Annotated in this window: 16 protein-coding genes, 1 tRNA gene and 1 pseudogene; 6 read left to right on the top strand and 12 right to left on the bottom strand. The window is 71.8% G+C overall.

What is annotated here, in order from left to right; all coding sequences use genetic code 11:
- Positions 1–12 precede the first annotated feature (12 nt).
- A complete protein-coding gene (locus HOP40_RS09780; protein WP_172156892.1) occupies positions 13–1,218 on the bottom strand; it encodes a multidrug effflux MFS transporter in 1,206 nt (401 codons plus the stop codon).
- Positions 1,219–1,260: 42 nt separating this feature from the next.
- Between HOP40_RS09780 and HOP40_RS09785 the strand changes: the two genes are divergently transcribed.
- Together HOP40_RS09785 and HOP40_RS09790 are read left to right on the top strand one after the other, a co-directional pair.
- Positions 1,261–1,716, top strand: coding sequence for a MarR family winged helix-turn-helix transcriptional regulator (locus tag HOP40_RS09785; protein ID WP_172156894.1), 456 nt, complete (start codon positions 1,261–1,263; stop codon positions 1,714–1,716).
- 13 nt (positions 1,717–1,729) lie between these two features.
- Positions 1,730–1,804 (top strand) — tRNA-Thr (locus HOP40_RS09790).
- A 361-nt stretch (positions 1,805–2,165) separates the two neighbouring features.
- Here the strand turns inward: HOP40_RS09790 and HOP40_RS09795 are convergent.
- From HOP40_RS09795 to HOP40_RS35395, 8 genes are all read right to left on the bottom strand, one after another.
- Positions 2,166–4,094 (bottom strand): heparan-alpha-glucosaminide N-acetyltransferase domain-containing protein, encoded by a 1,929-nt coding sequence (locus HOP40_RS09795; RefSeq protein WP_172156896.1) that lies wholly within the window; start codon positions 4,092–4,094, stop codon positions 2,166–2,168.
- Between the two features lie 47 nt (positions 4,095–4,141).
- Complete coding sequence (locus HOP40_RS09800) at positions 4,142–5,908, bottom strand: aromatic acid exporter family protein (RefSeq protein ID WP_172156898.1); 1,767 nt, start codon at positions 5,906–5,908, stop codon at positions 4,142–4,144.
- Positions 5,909–6,038: 130 nt separating this feature from the next.
- On the bottom strand, positions 6,039–6,980 hold the full coding sequence (locus HOP40_RS09805; RefSeq protein ID WP_172156900.1) for an alpha/beta hydrolase fold domain-containing protein: 942 nt from the start codon (positions 6,978–6,980) through the stop codon (positions 6,039–6,041).
- 88 nt (positions 6,981–7,068) lie between these two features.
- Positions 7,069–7,416 carry a hypothetical protein gene (locus tag HOP40_RS09810; protein ID WP_172156903.1) on the bottom strand — a complete coding sequence of 116 codons (348 nt, stop codon included), beginning with the start codon at positions 7,414–7,416 and terminating at the stop codon, positions 7,069–7,071.
- A 143-nt stretch (positions 7,417–7,559) separates the two neighbouring features.
- Positions 7,560–8,411: an SDR family NAD(P)-dependent oxidoreductase gene (locus HOP40_RS09815; RefSeq protein ID WP_172156905.1), complete on the bottom strand. Its 852-nt coding sequence runs from the start codon at positions 8,409–8,411 to the stop codon at positions 7,560–7,562.
- A gap of 1 nt (position 8,412) precedes the next feature.
- Positions 8,413–10,200 carry an SDR family NAD(P)-dependent oxidoreductase gene (locus HOP40_RS09820; protein WP_172156907.1) on the bottom strand — a complete coding sequence of 596 codons (1,788 nt, stop codon included), beginning with the start codon at positions 10,198–10,200 and terminating at the stop codon, positions 8,413–8,415.
- A 106-nt stretch (positions 10,201–10,306) separates the two neighbouring features.
- Positions 10,307–11,674 (bottom strand): spinster family MFS transporter, encoded by a 1,368-nt coding sequence (locus HOP40_RS09825; RefSeq protein WP_172156909.1) that lies wholly within the window; start codon positions 11,672–11,674, stop codon positions 10,307–10,309.
- Positions 11,671–13,386 (bottom strand): SMP-30/gluconolactonase/LRE family protein, encoded by a 1,716-nt coding sequence (locus HOP40_RS35395; RefSeq protein ID WP_205347140.1) that lies wholly within the window; start codon positions 13,384–13,386, stop codon positions 11,671–11,673. Before HOP40_RS35395 ends, HOP40_RS09825 begins: the two co-directional genes overlap by 4 nt.
- 339 nt (positions 13,387–13,725) lie before the next feature.
- Between HOP40_RS35395 and HOP40_RS09835 the strand changes: the two genes are divergently transcribed.
- Entirely contained in the window at positions 13,726–14,406 is a 681-nt protein-coding gene (locus HOP40_RS09835) for a TetR/AcrR family transcriptional regulator (protein WP_172156911.1), read from the top strand.
- Here HOP40_RS09835 and HOP40_RS35825 read toward each other — a convergent pair.
- The 3 genes and pseudogenes from HOP40_RS35825 to HOP40_RS09850 form a co-directional block, all read right to left on the bottom strand.
- Positions 14,357–14,686, bottom strand: a pseudogene (locus HOP40_RS35825) (transposase); the annotation flags it as partial. The gene HOP40_RS09835 and the pseudogene HOP40_RS35825 overlap by 50 nt on opposite strands.
- Positions 14,687–15,130: 444 nt before the next feature.
- Entirely contained in the window at positions 15,131–15,571 is a 441-nt protein-coding gene (locus HOP40_RS09845) for a type II toxin-antitoxin system VapC family toxin (protein ID WP_205347141.1), read from the bottom strand.
- Positions 15,543–15,794 (bottom strand): hypothetical protein, encoded by a 252-nt coding sequence (locus HOP40_RS09850; protein WP_172156915.1) that lies wholly within the window; start codon positions 15,792–15,794, stop codon positions 15,543–15,545. The genes HOP40_RS09845 and HOP40_RS09850 overlap by 29 nt, the downstream gene beginning before the upstream one ends.
- 421 nt (positions 15,795–16,215) lie before the next feature.
- Between HOP40_RS09850 and HOP40_RS09855 the strand changes: the two genes are divergently transcribed.
- The 3 genes from HOP40_RS09855 to HOP40_RS09865 all read left to right on the top strand — a co-directional run bounded on the left by HOP40_RS09855 (position 16,216) and on the right by HOP40_RS09865 (position 19,179).
- Positions 16,216–16,941: a GntR family transcriptional regulator gene (locus tag HOP40_RS09855; protein ID WP_172156917.1), complete on the top strand. Its 726-nt coding sequence runs from the start codon at positions 16,216–16,218 to the stop codon at positions 16,939–16,941.
- A gap of 91 nt (positions 16,942–17,032) precedes the next feature.
- Positions 17,033–18,169: an acyl-CoA dehydrogenase family protein gene (locus HOP40_RS09860; RefSeq protein WP_275691345.1), complete on the top strand. Its 1,137-nt coding sequence runs from the start codon at positions 17,033–17,035 to the stop codon at positions 18,167–18,169.
- Complete coding sequence (locus HOP40_RS09865; RefSeq protein WP_172156921.1) at positions 18,166–19,179, top strand: acyl-CoA dehydrogenase family protein; 1,014 nt, start codon at positions 18,166–18,168, stop codon at positions 19,177–19,179. The genes HOP40_RS09860 and HOP40_RS09865 overlap by 4 nt, the downstream gene beginning before the upstream one ends.
- The last annotated feature ends 17 nt before the right edge of the window (positions 19,180–19,196 follow it).

Raw genomic sequence — 19,196 nt, forward strand, 5'->3', positions numbered from 1 at the left:
AGGTCCGGACGATCACGCCGCCGTCGCGACCACCGGTTCGGGCTCGTCGACGGTGACGCGGCGCGCGACCAGCAGCGCGACCGTCGCGAGGGCGGAGGCGCCGACCATCACCGCGGCCATCGTGACCGCGCTCGACCCGACCAGCGGCGAGACTGCTGCGCCCAACCCGAACTGCAGCGCGCCGAGCAGTGCGGAGCCGGTGCCGGCGACGTCGCGGACGTGGGTCGTCGCCAGTGCCGTGGCGTTGCCCATGACGAGGCCGAGGCTCGACACGGCGACGAACAGCAGCCCCAGCACCGGCCACGTCGGCGATCCGAGCAGCGTGACGACGAGCAGCGCGGCCGCGCCGGTGACCAGGATCGCGACGCCGATCGTCGCCTTGCGGCGCGGTTCGACGTCCCAGCGCGCGCCGAGCACCGAGGTCAGGACGAGGCCGCCCGCGTTGGCGGCGAAGGCCGCGGCGTACCCGGCCGTCGACAGGCCCAGGACGTCCTGCAGCACGAACGACGACCCGGAGATGTAGGCGAACATCGTGCTGAACGAGAGCGCGAGGACCAGAGTCCAGCTGACGTAGGGGGCGCGGCGCAGGACGGCGCCGATGTCGGTGACGGTGCGCCGCAGGCCGCCGGTGCGCCGCCGCTCGACCGGCAGCGTCTCCGGGACCGCGGCCAGCACCCCGACCAGCATCAGCACGGCGAGCCCGGCCAGCACCACGAAGATGCCGCGCCAGCCGATGCCGTCGACCAGCCCGCTGCCGACCAGCGGCGCGACCACCGGCGCGACCCCGTTGATCGCCATCATCAGCGTGAACAGCTGGGCGGTGCGGCGCCCGGTGGTCCGGTCGACGATCACCGCGCGCGCCAGCACGATCCCCGCCGCACCCGCGAAGCCCTGGACGAACCGTGCGCCGACCATGAACCCGATGCTCGGCGACAGCGCCACCGCGACGCCCGCCAGCGCGCACACCACCGCGCCGGCCAGCAGCAGCGGCCGCCGCCCGCGCGCGTCGGAGAGCGGGCCGATGACGAGCTGGCCGAGCGCGAGGCCGACGAGGAACGCGGTGAGGGTCAGCTGGACGCCCGACGCCGTCGTGCCGAGGTCGTCGACGACGCGGGGGAGGGCGGGCAGGTACATGTCCGTGGCCAGCGGCGCGATCGAGGTCAGCAGGGCGAGGACGGTGATCCAGACCGCGAGCGGGGCGCGTTCGGCTCGAGACATGGTTATGAGTTTAGATATAACTGTCGCGGTAGTCTGCGGACTGTGACCGACGACCACCTCCGCACCCTCGCGGCCGCCGTCCACGTGCTCTCCCGGTCCCTGCACCGCCGCGGCGTCGCGCAGGTCGGGCTGGACGTGCTGCCGCCGTCGGAGTCGGAGGTCCTCGCGCAGATCGGCTCCCGCCCGGGATCGTCGGTCTCGGAGATCGCCCGCGCCCTGCGCCTGCAGACCAGCAACGTCAGCACCGCCGTCCGGGGACTCGTCGCCCGCGGCCTGGTCGACCGCACCACCGACCCCGACGACCAGCGCCGCACCCTGCTCCACCCGAGCCCCGCCGCCGTCCGCCACCGCCGCCTGCTCGACGACGCCTGGGCCGGCCTGCTGGCCGACCTCCTGCGGGACCTGCCCCCCGACGACGCCGACGCCCTGCGCGCCGCCGCCCCGGCCCTCGGGCGCCTGGCGCGGGCCATCACCGCGGACCCCGCCCGCACGCACTAGGATCGGTGGACCGGCCGGTGTAGCTCAGTGGTAGAGCAACCGCCTTGTAAGCGGTAGGTCGTCGGTTCGATCCCGACCCCCGGCTCCACGCCTGACCAGCAGTTCCTCCTCCAGCAAGATCGTATTTGCGACAGTCGTGCCACGGGATGTGCCGCGAGCCGCGGGACGATGGGCGGCATGGCAGGGCGTCCAGCAGCGGGCGGCACTCTTCGTGCGGTGCCATGAGGGTGCGTGTGTACGCCGGCGTCGACCCGGTGAGGAAGCAGCGCCACGACCTGGTGGCCGTGATCCCTCCCGGGCCGAACGCGCGCCGGGAGGCCGAGCGGACCCTCGACCGGTTCCTGCACGAGATCGTGGAGCAGCGAGATCCGCGAACCTCCGCGACGGTCGACCAGTTCGGCTTCCGGCGGGCCTTCCTCCCGCGTTCTGAGAGCCCGCCGCTCCAGATCTCAGCGCCTCGCCTCCCGGGCGTGGTCGTCCCGTGAGTCCGCTACAGGCGATTCTGAAGAGAGCCGGCCGATGAGCAACATCATCGCGAGCAACGCCGCGCTGATTCCGCCCAGAACCCACAGGGTCGAAGCGGGCATCCACGGCTCGTCCGCGGTCGTGGACGGTGCTTCGGTCGCGTCGGCGTCGGGTGCCTGTTCTGCGGCCGGGTCCGGCTCCTCGGCCTCCGGCACGCCGTCGTTGGACCCGTCCGACACCTGCGACACACCCGGCGGCTCGGTCACATCGCCGCCGGTGTCACCCGGCGCGGCGGCCCGGACGCCGGCGAAGAACATCAGGGCGAGCACGCCGGCACAGGCCAGCGGGGCGAGGAACTGGGCCGCGCTGCGGGCGGTGCCGAGCAACCGCCCTCGGCTTGACGTGGACGCGGTGTCCCGGCCCTCGGCCCGACGGATGGCAGCCCACCGCGCCGCGGTGGCCGGCGTCGCCACCACCTTCTCGAGCGGGCCCTGGCTGAACCACTGCCGCCACAGGGTGGCCAGCACCAGTGCTCCGAGGGCCATCGCCAGCAGGAGCAGCAGTGGGTCGTCCTCCAGGACACCGGTGGCGAGGAAGACGAGGTGCGCGGAGTAGACCGTCAGCGACATGCTGCCGGCGGCGGCGACTGGCCACAGCAGCCGGGCGATGGCCGGTACCCGGGTCAGCAGGAGGGCCGTGCCCAGCACGGCGGCGGCCGAGCCGACGATGTGCAGCATGTCGACCGGGGTGTGGGAGTGGGGGGCGGGCAGCGCCAGGTACCACCACGACGTCGAGAGGTCGGGCTCCCACAGCAGCGTCGCGACCTCGGCCGGGTCGGTGCCCAGCTCGCCCTGCTCGATCAGTCGGGCCAGCCCGCCCATCGGGTAGAGCAGCAGAGCGGAGACGGCGCGGGCGACGACCGCGAGCGCGGCCCCGCCCGCCAGCAGCCACCATCCGGTGCGGCGGGAGCTCAGGTCGAGCCGTCCGATCACGAGCCCGACGCACAGGTAGGCCAGGTAGATCACGGCGGGGTAGGCGCCGGTCAGGGACAGCTGGATGAGCAGCCCGAGGGGATCGGTGAACAGTGCGGTGAACGTCGGGTCGTCGGCACCGCCGCTGCCGGGAAATCCGGCGTCGGCTGTCGCCACGATGAGTACCGGCCCCAGGGCAGTTGCCGCGGCGGCGATCCCGAGCAGTACCACCGGCGGGCAGCGCAGCAGCGGGATGGCCAGCAGGAACAGCACACCGTAGAGCGGCAGGATCCCGTCGATCCCATTGAGCTCCCCGAGATAGCCGAGGGTGAGACCGATCGCGCCGACCAGCACCGCACGAACGGCGAGGCCGGCCGACGCGCCGGTCCGCTCGGCTCCGCGGACCCGGGTGCGTCCGCCGGACAGGAACGCCAGGCTCACCCCGGCCACCAGAACGAACAACGTCGCCGCCCGTCCGCCCGCAACGACCGTCGCCAGCGTGGGGTTGTCGTTGTCGTCGAGTGCGGCGCCGTAGGCGTGCGTGGCCATCATCCCGATCAGGGCGAGACCCCGGGCGAGGTCCACGCCGATCACCCGCGGCTTGCCGCCGGTCACCCGGGACTCGTTGTCGGCGACGCCGAAGCCAGCGCTGGAGGGCAGGTCCGCCGACGGCGCGGCCGGTCGTTGCAGTACCGATGACTCAGATGACACCGCTGTCGCCTCTCCTAGGCTTCGCAGCAGCCTGGGCGGCACCTTCTGCCCGGCTCCGCTGAAGGAATCAGCTTGCTCGTGATCCTTGAGCAGGCCGATCGGGCAGTCCCGACAATCGTGGTGAGTCACCCCCCGTTCTGCAGGTAGGGGCAGCCCCACGTCAACTCGGCTGCGCGGAGGAGCCTCCTCGCAAGAAGACTTGCGCACATGAGTCGACACCAGGTCGGCCACCCCCGTCCGCGGGGCCGGTGACCGAGACCGGTTCCATTGCCCGCGGCTCAGGGGGTCTCGGTGGCCCGATGCGTCTGGATAGCAGCGTGCAGCCGGCCGTACTCGGACTGCAGCAGCTGGTCGACGCCGTCGAGGATGCTGTCGCTCTCGGGAACCAGCTCATCGGCCAACGGCGCGTCGGCGTCGCGGTGGAGGTGGCCCGCGATCAACGCCAGGGTGCTGTCCACGGAAGCCGAGCGTGGCGCGATGCCCAGGGTGATGGCCAGGCCGAGGAGGTTGAGTCCCGCGAGCGCCTCCGCGGCTCGGGCTTCGGCGTTCCGCCCGCTCGCGCCGGACGCGGCGACGACGGTGTTCTGCTGTTCGCGGAGGGCCGCGAGTATCCGTGCTTGCAGCTGTGCGGGGGAGCTGTGCCCGATGCCGTCGAGGGCGGCGCCGGTCGCGTGCATGGCCCGGGACAGAACGCGCCGGCGTCTCCGCGGGTCGTCGAGCGGGATCGAGAGGAATCCGACGGTGGTGGCGATGACGGCTCCGACGACCACCGCGAGGGCGTAGCCCACGGCATAGGTGATCGGCGCTTCGTGGACGAGTGGTGCGACGGCGACGGTGAGCGCCACGACGAGGCTGCCCATGAAGACCGCGATGCTGCTGGCGATGTAGGCGAACGCGATGACGAGCGCGAGCGCTGCGAGGATCCCGGCGGCCAGAGGTGTGGCGAACGCGACGACGACCATCGCGATGACCGCCCCCGTGATCACGCCGGCGGCCCTGCTGCGGGCTTGCCTCACGCTGCCCTGGAAAGTGGGCTGCAGAACCCCGTACGCGCCCAGGAGCAGGGGCAGCGCGAACGCGGGGCGGTCCACGACATGGACGAGAACGAGCGCGACGGCCACGGCGAGCATCGCCCGCAGGGCGTTGCGGAAGTAGGCGGAATCGAGGGACAGCGCCGCGCGGATCGCGTTGCGGGCGGCGGCCCGGCGGATGGCGCGGGCGCCCGCCACGATCGTGCCGTCCCTGGTGGTGGACGCCTCGACGACGTCTCGCAGTCCCGACACTGCCTGGTGCATGACCGCCCGGTCGGACGGGTGAACCGTGGGGTCCTCGACGTCGAGGCCGTCCACCATCTGGAGGGCCTCGTGAACCGCGTCCGGTCGGGGGCGTGGAGCGCGCACGATCCCGGCAAGACGTTGTGCCACGACCTCGGTGCGGGCGAGCACCTCGGCCACGGGGCGCGCGCGGTCGTCGTGAACTCTCGCGAGGCGCTCCTGAAAGGCCCAGGTCGCTGCCCGGTAGCGGACGGAGCCCGCCAGGATGCGGCCGGTCCAGACGCGGGCCGGACCGCGTAACCACATGCGGGCCGCCGCCTCGGCCGAGCTGCGTGACGGGTCGGCGAGCACGCGCGCGATGCTCGCCCGCAGCGGCGCGTCCGGGCCCGGGACGGCGGCGAGGAGCCGGACGACGAGGATGATCGCAAAGGCCACGAACGAGCCGATGACGATGTGCCACACGTTCACCGCGCGGGTCAGGTAGTAGCCCGAGGCGTAGACGGTGATGAGGCCGATACCGAGCCGGACCGATCCGTAGCGGTCACCGAGCGCGGGGATGATGCCGCACACCCCGACCGCGAGGACCAGCAGCGCCGAGCCGGCCGGCGCGGACCACGCCGAGACCGCCACTGGTGGCACGACCAGGATGGTCAGGGCCGCGGCGTAGAGCAGCGCCACCGACAGGTCTGCTCGCAGCGTGCCTCCGAACGCCCCCATGGCGATGTAGAGCGCCACCAGGCTCATGTAGATCACGACGTCGCCCAGCCCCATCACCAGGCCGACCCCGGCGGTGGCGCCGATGACGACGACGATGGCACCGAGGAGCGACGGTGAGGGCCGGGGCAGGTCGCGGAACAGCCGGCGGAGCGGCTGGGAACCCGGCGCCGCCGTGGCCGTCCCCTCACTGCTCGTGGCCACGGCCGGCCTCCGGTCCCGTCATGGTCGACCGTCGGATCGTCTCGCGGACCTCCCGGAAGACGCTGCGGGACTCCGCCGCGAGCGTGAAGCCGACGAAGACGTGGAAGCCGTCCTCGAACACGCGGAGGGTGACGGGCGAGCCTGCCGCGCGCGCGTTGCCGGCGAAGATCTCGACGTCGGGCAGGAAGAGGTCGCGGCCCCCCTGGTAGACCCAGGTCGGCGGGAGGCCCGAGAGCTCACCGAGTGCCGGGCTCACCCGGGGGTCGTCCACGTCGCGGGTCCCGGCCCACTCCCGGCCCCAGAGGCGTAGGCCGTCGACCCCGAGCATCGCGTCGCCGGCCTCCATGCGTCGCGCGGCGGGGTTCGTCATCGTCACATCCACCCAGGGCGAGAACAGGAACAGGCCGTCCGGGCGGAGATCAGAGCGCGCCGCGGTGGCCCGGCTCGAGGAACCCTCGACCGCGAGGGCGAGAGCGAGCCCTGCCCCAGCGGAGTCACCGGCGAGGAAGACCCGGTCGGCGGGGCGCTCGCGACGGACACCGGCCATCAGCTCCGACATCAGCGCGAACGCATCGTCGACGTGGTGCTCGGGAGCGAGCCCGTACCGGGGCACCACCACCGTCGCACCGGTGCCCCGGGCGAGCTCGTCGATGATCCTCCACTGGGGTGCGACCAGTTCATTGACGTAGGCCCCGCCGTGGAGGTAGACGAGCGTGACGTCGCGGGTGGTGCCTCGCGGTGCCAGCGTCAGGACCGGGCGACCGTCGACGACGTCCTCGTCGATCCGCCAACGCCGGCGCAGCCGGCGCGGGGGAGGCGCGGCGACCCGGGGCCGGGTCCCGATCTTCTCCGCCTCGGTCCGGGAGCGCAGCACGTTGGGTTGGAGGTGCAGCAGCCGGTCGGCGACACGCATCAACGCGGTCACGGGAACTCGCCTCTTCGTCGTTGTCGTGGGGCTCGACGCCCCACTGTGTCGTTCGCCGCGGGCCCGACGCCCGTCCTGGCAGCGGAACTCAGGCTCGGGACGCCGCCTCGCGGCACCGAGTGATCAACCATCCCGTCACCGCGACGATGCAGGCGGGGACGATGCCCCAGGGCAGGAAGGCGATCGGCGGCACGGGGAGGGGGACGGTCGCGGTCCGCCCCGAGAGACCGATGACCACCACAACCGACGCGGCCCAGAGGAAGCCGCCGAGGAACCCCCGGGCGAGCGCACCCCGCAGCGTGCGGTGCTGGCCCCCGGCGGGGAACCCGCCGACGAACGAGACGAGCACGCCGGCCAGGTACCCCCACACGGTGAAGCCGAGGAGCACGCCGCAGCCGGCCCCGGTGACGATCGCGCCCCCCAGGGATTCCCACATCTGCCGCAGCCTCGACATCTCGACGAACAGAGGGAGCGGTGTACCGCGCCTTGCCTGGTGGGACTCGGGGTCGGTGGGGTAGCGGTCCGGTAGCGACTCGGCCATGCGTTGACCGCCTCTCGAACTCGGCCGGGCGATCTCGATCAGACCGGGGTGCGGGAGGTGGTCGTCGCGCCGGACAGTCGGCGTCGTAGCAGCGTCCAGTAGTGCGCGGGTGTGACTCGGGCCAGCACATCGAGGAGACGGACGTCGTTCCCGATGAGCACGCGGCCCTTGCGCCGCGCGATGCCGTCGACGATCGCCCGTGCGGCCGTCTCCGGGGTCGTGCGGTACTGGTCGGTCTGGGCCTGCGCTGCGGCCGCGGCCACCTCGGGCGGGGCGGCGGCGGCGACGCGGGCGGTGAGTGCGATGCGGGTCTTGATCCCGCCGGGGTGCACGACGCTGACGGACACGCCGGTGTCCTCGAGTTCGTGGGTGAGTGTCTCGGTGAAACCGCGGACGGCGAACTTCGAGGTGGCGTACGGGGTTCGGCCGGCGGGTGCGACGAGGCCGTATCCGCTGGAGAGGTTGCTGATGTGCGCGGCGGGTTGGGCCGACAGCAGGGGCAAGAACGCCTTCGTGATGGCGATGGTGCCCCAGAGGTTGACGTCGAGCAGCCACCGGAACTCGTCGAGCGTCAACTGCTCGAAGGAACCCATCAGCGACACTCCGGCGCAGTTGACCAGGATGTGCGCGCCGCGGTGGTGCTCCTCGACCAGGGCGGGCAGGGCAGCGACGGCGTCGGTGTCGGTGATGTCGATCGGATGGGTGCTGACCTCGGTGCCGAGGGCACGCGCCTGCTCGGCGGTCCGCTCGAGTCCGGCCGGGTCGCGGTCGACCAGCGCGAGGTCGCTTCCGCGCCGGGCCAGTTCGAGGGCCGTGGCGGCGCCGATGCCGGAGCCGGCCCCGGTGATCACGGCGGAGCCGCGGCGGTTGCGGAACGGGAAGTCGGTCATGTCAGGCCAGCCTGTCCAGGTCGTAGCGCTTGCTGAGGATGCGGTCGATGCGGTGGGAGGGCAGGAACGGCTTGAAGATCGTGTAGGGCCACAGTTCGCGGCCGACGCGCAGCCTGAGCGCCGGACTGGTCGCCAGAACGCCGTCGGCGACCTTGGCGGCGAACTCCGGGGCCGGCATCGACCCCTCCTTCTGCGATCCCTGGGCCCGAGCGGTCATCGCGTCCTGGACAGGGAGGTAGCGGGAGTCCTCCGCGATCCGCGCCGTCATCGCGGTGGCGGCCGTGTCGCCGAAGTTGGTGCGGATCTGGTTGGGCTCGACGCGGATCACGGAGATGCCGAACGGCGCCAGTTCCATGCGCATCGCATCGGTCAGGGAGTGCACGGCGGACTTGGTGGAGCAGTAGACGCCCGCGAACGGTGAGGTGAGCACGCCCGAGGTCGATCCGACGTTCACGATCGTGCCGGACCGGGCGTCGATCATCCCCCTGGCCAACTCCTGGGTGGTGGCCAGCAGGCCGAACACGTTGACCTCGTACTGACGGCGTACCGCGTCCATCGGCATCTCGATGACCGGACCCATCGCCCCGAAGCCGGCGTTGTTCACCAGGAGGTCGACGCGGACGTCGTCCTCGGCGAGTCGCTCGACCAGGGCGGCGATGCTGGCGGTGTCGGTGACGTCGAGCTCGGCGACCCGCAGACCGGTGGCGGCCAGGTCGCTCATGGCCTCCTGGCGCAGCCCCGTGGCGTAGACGGTGCGTCCGCGCCGGTGGAACTCCAGGGCGAGGGCCTTGCCGATCCCGGAGTCGCACCCGGTCACGACGGTGACAGTGCGGCTGACGTCCGGGGCGTGGGTCCGGGGTCCGATGACGTTCGTGAGGGTGGCCAGGCCGTCGATCTCGAGACGGACCTCGTCGCCCGGCGAGGGGAACCGGCGCATCTCCAGCCCGCAGCAGCCGGGCAGGGTGCCGCTGGAGAGGACGTCGCCCGCGCCGAGCGACTCCCCGCGTGCGGCGTAGACGACGGCGGCGCCGAGGTCGTGCAGGGGTCCGGCGGTGGTGCTCTCGGCCCACTTCTCGCCGTTGACGAGCACTCGACCGGTCAGCCGGGTCCAGCGGGGGACGATCTCGTCGGCGGTGACCACGACGGCGGACATGGCGCCGGCGAAGGTCTTGGCTTTCACCACCCCGCCGAAGGTGCCGGCGCGGGTGTCGTCCCACTGCGTGTCGCGGGCCGACCAGTCGTTCATCACGACGAACCCGCCGATCGCGGCGAGGCCTTCGGCCGGGGTGCAGTCGTTGACCGGGCGGGCGATCACGGCACCGAGCTCGAGCTCGAAGTCCAGGACGTCGGCGAAGGACGGCCAGGTGACGGTGGCGCGGTCGGCGAGCACCGAACGGTGGTTGCCCATGTAGAACTGCGGGTCGCGGTAGTAGTTGGGCTTGGGCTTGAGCGCCGGGAAGGGCTTGCCCGTCACCTTCTCGAAGCCCGCGGCGAGATTCCGCAGCGCGGGCGGCGCGAAGGTGCTCACCATGCCGCGCGCCCCGTTGACCATGTGCGACTCCCACAAGGCGAACGCCCGCAGCGACGCCGGGGCGAACGGCAGCCCGGCCGGGGGATCCGCGGTGACCCGGCCGGCTCGGGCCATGGCCTCGCGGGCCCGGCCGACGGCGTCCTCGCCGTCGGCGAGGAACGCCAACAGGTCGTGGTTCCACGGCTCACCGACCACGACCCACGTGTCGGTCTCCTCGTCGAGAGCGACCAGGCGGCCGGTGTCCATGCCCAGCTTCATGAGTTCTCCTCGAGACGTGCGGCCCAAGCGGCGGGGACCGGAAGGGGCTGATCAGGTGGTGGGTGGCAGCGCCCGGCTCTCGCTCGCGGCCCCGGGCGCCGCCGGATCACGGGACTGCGCGTGTGGTGGAGGTCTGCATCGCGTCGTTCATGCGGGCGTGGTCGCGTTCGACGGCCCGCGAGGCGCCGAACATCCCGAGGGCGGCAACGGCCAGCGCAGCGGGCACGAGCAGGCGCAGCGCGTCGTGCAGGCCGACGGCCTCGCTGCTGAGGGCACCGGCCGCGCCAGCGGGCGCCGCGGCGGCGAAGGTGTCGGACAGGGCCCCGGCGATGACCGGCCCGAAGGCGCCTCCGAGCAAGTAGAAGGCCGCGAAGAACAGTGCTATGCCCGTGGCCCGCAGCCGGGGTTCGACGACATCGGAGACCGCGGGCAGCGCTGAGGTGTGGAAGGTGAACTGCTGGAGCCATCCGGTCGAGAAGACGAGTACGAACAGGCCGGAGGCGTCGGGCGGCAGGCTCAGGGCCCACAGGGTCAGTGGCACCGCCAGACTGAGGCTCACCGCAGCGACCAGCAGGCGTCCTCGACGCGACCGGCGGGCGGCGCGGTCGGCGGCGGCGCCGCCGAGGGCCAGTCCGACCAGCCCCGTGAGCCCCAGGACGATTCCGGCGTTCACCGCCGACTGGGTCAGCGACAGGCCGAAATAGCGCTGGAACAGCGGGACGAGGAAGGTCGTGACCCCGTAGGCGGCGATCTGCAGACCGATACCGCTCAGGATCAGCCACCACATCGTCGGGATGGCGAGGACGGTGCGGATCGGCCGGGCGACGGATCCGGTCCCGACGCTCCGGGTCTCCGAGGCACCACGTCGCGGCTCAGGGATCAGCAGCAGCGCGACCGCCACCACGATCCCGGGGACGGCGGCGAGGAAGAACGGAGCCCGGTAGCTGTCGAACGCCTCCACCAACGCCCCCGTGGTGAAGAACGCCAGCGTCAGCCCCAGCGGTAGCCCGAACTGGAACACCGCCACCGCCCGGGAGCGCCTGTCGGGCGGGAAGAGGTCGGCGATGAACGAGTTCGCGGCCGGTGCGTAGGCCGCTTCGCCGACACCGACACCCAGACGGAAGATGAGCAGCGACGCGATGCTCCAGGCACCACCGCTGGCCGCCGTGAACAGGCTCCACACGATCAGACCCGCCGCCATGATGCGTCGTCGGGAGCCTCGGTCGGCCATTCGTCCGAGGGTGATCCCCGCGACGGCGTAGACGACGGTGAAGGCGCCGCCGAGCACCCCGACGTCGGTGTCGGACAGTCCGAACTCGGCCTTCAGGGGCTCGACCACGATGGCCGGGATGGTGCGGTCGTAGAAGTTCAGCAGGTTGGCGAGCGCCAGGACCGCGACCGCGCGCCAGGCGTGGGGCGCCTGCCGCGACCGGTGCCTGTGCTCGTCGGCGGCGACGACATCGGGTCCGGTCATGGCGTGCTCCCGGCAGGAGTGCGACGCGGTCCCGCCGCGACATCGCCCAGGTCGAGCACGAGCAGCGCGCGGTGCTGCGGGCTGGCGACGTGCAGCCGACCGTCGTGCTCGGCGGCACCGGTGGCGGTGTGGAAGTCGGCCCGGTCGTCCTGGAGGTCGGCCTCGAGGCGGCCCTGTTCGTCGAACGCCATCAGCCATGTGGTGGACGGCCCGTCGGGCAGCAGGGCGTCGGGCAGGCTCCAGAGGAGCTTGCGCACCCACGCCGGTGACGTTGCCAGCTTCTCCAGCCCCGGGTTGCGGGACGTGGGGAAGGCGACCCAGAAGCGCCCGTCGGCGCCCCGGGAGATGTTGTCGGGGTAGCCGGGGAGGTTGTCGGCGATGACGGTGACCGCGCCGGTCCCCAGGTCGAGGCGGCTCAAGCGGGGGCCGTTGGTCTCGGCGAAGAGCAGCGCGGATCCGTCGGAGGTGAGGGCGACGCCGTTGGCGAAGTGGAGGGCGTCGAGGACTACCTCCACGCGGCCGTCGGGATCGCGGCGCAGCAGGCGTCCCGAGGGGCGGTGCTCGAGGAGGGCCCCGAGGTAGTGCTCGAAGTCGTAGCGCGACGAGGACTCGGTGAACCAGATCGTGCCGTCGGCGGCGGCAGTGGCGTTGGAGCAGAACCGCAGCGGCACGTCGTCGACCATGTCGACCAGCGTCTCGACGGCGCCCGTTGCGGGGTCGAGGCGGAGCAGGCCGCGGTGGGCGTCGCAGACCACGATCCGGCCGTCGGGCAGGACCTCGAGTCCGAGCGGGCGGCCGCCGGTGTCGGCGATGGTCTCCTCGAGGCGGCGGTCGACGTCCAGGCGCAGGATGCGGCCGTCCTCCACGCCGCAGAGGACACGGCCCTCGGCGTCGATGACGACGTCCTCGGCGCCGTTGCCGCTCAGCGGCACCAGTCGAGCCGGGGGGAAGGGCGTCGGGCTGGTCGTTTCCGCGGCGCGTGCCGGTGGCGTGGGAATGTCGGAGCGGCGAACCGGGTCGAGGCGCGGCTTGGGCTCACGCTGCTGCTGGGGCAAGGTCGGGCGTCCGTCGTAGGTGTAGGTGTAGGTGCGGGCGACCTCGTAGGCGTGGGCGGCGACGCAGTGCCGGCGGAGTGAGTCGGCGACCGCGTCCGATCCCGACGAGGCGAGGACCTCGAGGAGCGTCTCCCGGTCGGCGGCCCCGAGGACGACCATGCCGTGGAACTGGTGCTCGACGGGGTAGTCGTGGGCGACGCCGGGGGTGTCCCACAGCGCCTGCGCCCAGGGCATGAAGACCTGAGTGCGCAGCTCCAGAGTGCCGGGTGCTCTGTTCAGCGCCGGCCCGAGGACGTCGTGCACGAAGGACGCGAAGGCGGCCCTGGTGGTTCCCGTGCGGCGTCGCAGCAGTACGACCACCCGCGCCCGCACCGCCCGGTGGTCGCCGCTGCGGAACCAGCGACCTCCCCCCGGGGCGGTGAGGTGGGCGATCGTGCGGCCGAACACGTTGCGCTCGTCCTCGTGGACGCGGCGGTTGTGCTTCCCGCCGACGAGCGGCGACCACGGCCGCTGGAACGTCACCTCGGGCATCCCGTCGATGCGGCGCTCGTCGGGAATGTCCGTCTCGACCCGGTCGGTCGCGGGCCAGAGGCCCGGGCTGGCAGCGGCGAAGTGGTGCTGGCGGTACTCCCGGAACCCCGGACTCCGGGCGACCAACTGAGCGTGCGGACCTGCCCAGTAGGCCCGCGCCTGCTCGCGGTCCAGATCGTCGCGAACCCACAGGAGCACCGAGCACGCCGTCGTCCTGGTCGGCGTCGAGGGTTCTCCGGACCCCGGGACGACATCCGTGACGCGGAGGCCCGGCCCGAGGGGCCCGGACGGAGAGGAGGTGGAGCTGCGGGGTGGCATCGGCTCTCGCTTCATCGCGGGCGTACGGCGGACGGCGCGTGCGCTGCAGTCCGGTCACTCGCCGACGGCCGACCGGCCGCCCCCGACTCCAGCGATATTACGAACTGTAACTTACGACCTGTAAGTTGCCAAGGGTAGAATCCAGCCGTGCCCGCGAACGCCCTGCAGACCTCACCCGGCTCGGCACCTCGGCGTCGCCTTCCTCGGGCAGCGCGCGAGCAGCAGTTGCTCGACGTGGCCGAGCAGCTGTTCATCGACAAGGGATACGACCGGACGTCCATCGAGGACGTCGCGCGGGCCGCCGGGGTGAGCAGGCCGATCGTCTACCAGCACCACGGTTCGAAGGAGGGCCTCTACCTGGCCTGCGTCAAGCGCGCCCGGGACCTGTTCGCCGTCCGTCTGGCGGCAGCCCGGGAGGGCGTCGACGACCCCCGCGAGCAGGTGCGGATATCCGGTGAGGTGTTCTTCGCCGAGCTCGAGCGCGATCCCGACCGTTGGATCGTGCTGTTCGGCGGGGCGGCCGTCCCGATGATCGGGGAACTGGGACATCAGTTGACCGAGTTGCGCTTCCGCACGGTCGACCACACCATCGCCCACCTGCACGATGCAGTGACGAGCGCTGGCTCTGCCGTCGACGAGGAACGCATCCACGCGTTCGCGCACGCGATCTCCGGTGTGGGAGAGCAGCTCGGCCGCTGGTGGATCGCCAACCCGCACATCCCCCGCGACCGCGTGGTGCAGCACTACACAGATTTCATCATCGGCGGGGCGCAACTGCTCATAGGACCTGGTCTCGGCACTCGTTCTGGACCAGGCGGCGACGGTTGATCACGACCATGGTCAGGGTGAGCAGCGGGGCTGAGGTCCGTTCGGTGCGGTCGTAGCGCAGCCCGAGGCGCTCGAACCGCAGCACCCAGGAGATGGTGCGCTCGACGACCCAGCGCACGCGTCCGAGCTTGTTCCTGTCCTCGATCCCGCGCCGGGCGGTACGGATCTCGATGCCGCGTCGGTGCAGCTAGGTGCGGCAGCGACGGAAGTCGTAGCCCTTGTCGGCGTGCAGCTCCGCCGACCGACCGAGGCCTTCGGCCCGGTCGGCTCGACCCCCTCTTCGCCCGCACCGACATCGAGTCGATGCAGCCACGCGGGCGGTCCACAGCTGCGCCTCGGACACTGCGCCACAGATGCTGCGGCCGGCGACCGGCTCGCTCGCCGCTCACCGTTGTCACCACCGGTTGGGTCGCGCGCATGCCACGGGATGTGCCGCGAAAACCCTTGTCGCCGGAGTGCCCAGGGGCGTCCGGTGAGACTCGCACAGCGACAGTCGGCGCTGGTAGAAGCCTTGAGGGGCGTCGAACGGACGCCTTGTGAGCGGGAACGGTCGGGTCGAGCTGATCGACGGTCCGCGGCTTCGCTGGCTCGTCCAGGAGCATCTGAAGCGCGATGTGCTGGTCGCACCGCCCACCATGCGCGCTCGGACGTGGAGCCCGCCGCCGGGGTGACCCGGCACGAGTTGCCGACAAGTCGCCGCAGCTTCCGGCGTGTCGCGGGCCGGCTACGGCAGCAAGTGGAACGCCTCGACGTGCCGCGGCCGGACCGCGGCGAAATGACGTCGATCGATCGTGAGGATCGTCGTGATGGAGCGTCGCTCGGCGATCGCGATGACGCTCGCGTCCGACCCGCCGAGTGGGAAGTCCTCGTACTCCTCCACGAGCTGGGCCATGCGCTCGAAATCGTCCTCGACGAGATCGGCGACAACGAGATCGCGTGAGGCGAACGACCGGAGGAAGGCGGCCTCAGCCGCGGCGCCGAAGCGGTAGCGCCCGATCATGTAACAGACCTCGGCAACGATCGTCGCCGGCACGAACAACGGACCAGGAAGGGTCTCCAGCAGGCGTGAGCACTCGTCGTGCCAGATGTCGGTGTCGTCGAAACCGGCGATCAGCGGACCGGAGTCGACGAGGATCTCACTCAGCGCGCCGGCCCATCCCGTCACGGATGTCGTCCTTGGCCCGCTCGCTCAGGGTGTGCTCGCCGGTGCTGACGCTGCCGAGCCACCCCAGCCGCCGACGACGTGGCGCGGTCTGGCGCTCACCGTCGATCACCTCGAAGCGGACACGGTCACCCGCGTGCAGAGGCACGCCCAGGCGTTCGGCGACCTCGGCCAACTCCGGCGCTACGACGAACTCGTGCGCGCCGTCCGAAGCGGACACGCTCATGGTCGCCACCTCCCTCGTCGAGCCATCATCGCACCACCAGCGTCGTGGATGGGGCCGCCGGCGACGTGGACACGCGACACCGTCGTCAGGCAAGCTGGCCGTCACTCGCTGTGACCAAGGAGGGTACCCTCCGCGTGCCACGGGATGTGCCGCGAACTCGTGAGCATCCGGTCCTACCAACGGCACCCATGAGGCGAGCTCGCGCAGTTGGTGCCGGTAGATGCCCTGGTGGTCACAGAACGGGCGTCTTGTAAGCGGTAGGTCGATCCCGACCCCCGGCTCCACGCCTCGACCTGCGCGCATCGGCGGAGCAAGATCCTCACGGTGATCATTTTCGGAGAGTTGTGGTGGTTGCTCAGGCGCTCGGGGCCACGGGTTCTCGCCTCAGAGTTCAGTCCGACCCCGCCGCGACTGTGCCGGCATGGCCGTGCCGTACGAACGGCTCGGTAGCGCAGCACTGCTTATCATTCTGGATCCAGTGAAGGGTGGGCTTGTGGACGCGAACGCCGTGAACGAGGTGACCGCCGCGATCCGTCGCATGATCCTCGGTGGAGAACTGCTGCCGGGGCAGCAGATCCGCCAGGCTCAGATGGCGGCACGGCTGGGCGTCAGCCGGCTCCCGGTTCGCGAGGGCCTGCACCAGCTGATGTCGGACGGGTTGGTGAGCCATCAGCACAACGTGGGTTTCACCGTCTCTCGACTCAGTCGTGAGGAGTTCGATCAGATCTACCTCATGCGCGAGGTCCTGGAGGCTCAGGTGCTGCGCACCCTGCGGCCCGCCGAGCCTGCGCTCCTCGAGCGGCTCGTCGAGCTGAACAGCGCGATCGAGGCCGCGGGGCGTACGCAGGACCTCTCCGCCGCCCGCGCGCTCAACAAGGAGTTCCACTTCGCCATCTTCGGCCTGAGTCCGTTGGGGCTCGTGGTCGCCGAGATCGAGCGGATCTGGGCGTGGGCGATGCCCTATCAGACGGTCTCCCTGCACGACCACGGCGGCCGCGAGCGGATCCTCTCCGAGCACGCCGCGATCATCGAGGCGCTCCGGGTCGGCGACCACGAACGTCTCGTGACCGTCATGGACGACCACCGGCAGGGATCGGAGGTCCAGCTCGGGCTGCTGCAGGCCCGCGTGCAGGACCGTCCCGCCTGATCCTGGTCGCCGTCGGAGAGCCAGCCGGGCCATCTGACGGATCCGTTATGGGATCCAATACTGTAGCCTGGCTCCCGACGAAGGGATGGCGATGACCACAACACTCGATCCGGCGGCCTCCGAGGCTGTTGCCGGCGCACGAGACCTGCGGAGCCAGGTGCGCGGGTTCCTGGCCGCCGAGCGCTCCGCGGGTTCGTTCGAGCCGCGGTGCGACAGCTGGATGTCGGCGCCCGATCCAGCCTTCACCCGCAGGCTCGCCGCCCGCGGGTGGGTGGGGATGACGATCCCGCCGGAGTACGGCGGACATGGACGGACACCGCTCGAGCGCTTCGTCGTCGCCGAGGAGCTGCTGGCGGCGGGCGCGCCCGTCGCCGCGCACTGGATCGCCGACCGGCAGATGGCGCCGAGCATCCTGCGGCACGGCTCCGAGGAGCAGAAGCAGCGCTACCTGCCCGCGATCGCGCGGGGGGAGTGCTTCATCTCGATCGGCATGTCCGAGCCGGACTCCGGATCGGACCTCGCGTCGGTCCGCACCAGAGCCCGCGAGGTCGATGACGGCTGGTCCCTGTCGGGCACCAAGGTCTGGACGACCGGGGCGCAGTTCGCCCACGCGGTCGTCCTGCTGGCCCGGACCGACCCGGGAGAACGGCACGAGGGGCTGTCCCAGTTCCTGGTGGATCTCCCGCACCCGAGGATCGCGGTTCGCCCGATCGCCTCCATCGACGGTGAGCACCACTTCAACGAAGTGGTGTTCGACGACGCAGTGGTCCCCGTGGGCAGCCTGTTGGGAGACCGTGGCCACGGGTGGCGCCAGGTGACCGCCGAGCTCGCGCAGGAACGGTCCGGGCCCGAGCGGTTGATGAGCACCGTCCCGCTCGCGGAAGCGTGGATCGACGGGACACGCCGTGGCGGGGTGGACCAGGTGGCGCGCCGGGAGATCGGGCGGATCACCGCGGCGGCGTGGTCGCTGCGTCAGATGTCGGTCGGGGTGGCTGCCACGCTGGCCCGGGGATCCAGCCCGGACACCGAGGCGGCGATCGTCAAGGACCTCGGCTCGCAGTTCGAGCAGGACGTCGTGCAGGCCGCCCGGCGCACCGCGCCGGTCGGTGGGGCCGACTTCGCGCGGCTGCTCGCCGAGGGTGTCCTGCACGGTCCGGCGTTCACGCTGCGCGGGGGCTCGAACGAGATCCTGCGGTCCGTCGTCGCACGCGGGCTGGGGGCACGGTGAGCAAGGAGTTGCACGAGGACATCCGGGCCGCGGTGGGCGGCATGTGTGCCGACCCGGCGGCCGAGTTCGACGAGGCGCTCTGGGCCGGCCTGGCCGACAACGGGTTCACCCTGCTCGGCGTCCCCGAACAGGCCGGCGGAAGCGGTGGGGATCTCGACGATCTCGCGGTGGCTGTCGAGACCGCGGCGCGGTGCGCGGCACCCGTCCCCCTCGCCGACACCGCGTTCGTCGCGGGCTGGTTGCTGGCGGGCGCCGGGCTGGCGATCCCGGACCTCGGCCCGATGGCCGTCTCCGCGCAAGCCCTTCCGGCGGACGCCGACGGCACCGTCTCCGGGCAGGTCGAGGCCGCATGGGCCCGGCACGCCGGGCACGTCGTCGTCCCTGTCCTGAAGGCGGGGGAACTGCTCGTCGCGGCGTTCCCGCGTGCCGACCTCGCCCTCACCCAGGGCGCGAACCTCGCAGGCGAACCGCGCGACGTGCTGACCCTCGACCGTTGCCCGCTCCCGTTGCTGACGGCGCCGGCTGCGGCGGGTGTCGACCCCACAGCCGTTCTGCGGCGAGGTGCGTTGGCCCGTTCCGTGCAGCTCGCGGGCGCCGCGGACTCCGTGCTGGCCCTGTCCCTGCGCTACGCGGGGGAACGGGTGCAGTTCGGCCGGCCGCTCAACCGGTTCCAGGCCGTGCAGCAGTCCCTCGCCACGCTCGCCGCGCACGCGACGATGATGCGCACCTCGGCGATGGCTGCCGTGCTGGCCGTCCAGGAGTGCGCCCCGGGTGCCGATCTCGCCATCGCCGCGGCGAAGGCGACCACCTCCGCCTCCGCGGCTGTCGTGGCCACCGTGGGCCACCAGGTGCACGGAGCCCTCGGTTTCTCCCGCGAGCACCGGCTGGGGGCGTCGACCACCCGCCTGTGGTCGTGGAGGGACGAGTTCGGTGACGAATCGTTCTGGCAGGACGTGCTCGCCGACCTCGTGCTCGCCGCGGACGCCTGGTGGCCCGCACTCACCCGCTGACCGAGTCCTGGAGGAAC

It is taken from the genome of Pseudonocardia broussonetiae (assembly GCF_013155125.1).
Lineage (GTDB): Bacteria > Actinomycetota > Actinomycetes > Mycobacteriales > Pseudonocardiaceae > Pseudonocardia > Pseudonocardia broussonetiae.

Excerpts from the sequence above, each read along its gene's own strand:
- HOP40_RS09780 (WP_172156892.1), bottom strand. The coding sequence starts at position 1,218 with ATGTCTCGAGCCGAACGCGCCCCGCTCGCGGTCTGGATCACCGTCCTC.
- HOP40_RS09800 (WP_172156898.1), bottom strand. The coding sequence starts at position 5,908 with ATGGGGCTGGGCGACGTCGTGATCTACATGAGCCTGGTGGCGCTCTAC.
- HOP40_RS09810 (WP_172156903.1), bottom strand. The coding sequence starts at position 7,416 with ATGTGGGAATCCCTGGGGGGCGCGATCGTCACCGGGGCCGGCTGCGGC.
- HOP40_RS09815 (WP_172156905.1), bottom strand. The coding sequence starts at position 8,411 with ATGACCGACTTCCCGTTCCGCAACCGCCGCGGCTCCGCCGTGATCACC.
- HOP40_RS09820 (WP_172156907.1), bottom strand. The coding sequence starts at position 10,200 with ATGAAGCTGGGCATGGACACCGGCCGCCTGGTCGCTCTCGACGAGGAG.
- HOP40_RS09825 (WP_172156909.1), bottom strand. The coding sequence starts at position 11,674 with ATGACCGGACCCGATGTCGTCGCCGCCGACGAGCACAGGCACCGGTCG.
- HOP40_RS09850 (WP_172156915.1), bottom strand. The coding sequence starts at position 15,794 with ATGAGCGTGTCCGCTTCGGACGGCGCGCACGAGTTCGTCGTAGCGCCG.
- HOP40_RS09855 (WP_172156917.1), top strand. The coding sequence starts at position 16,216 with ATGGCCGTGCCGTACGAACGGCTCGGTAGCGCAGCACTGCTTATCATT.
- HOP40_RS09860 (WP_275691345.1), top strand. The coding sequence starts at position 17,033 with ATGACCACAACACTCGATCCGGCGGCCTCCGAGGCTGTTGCCGGCGCA.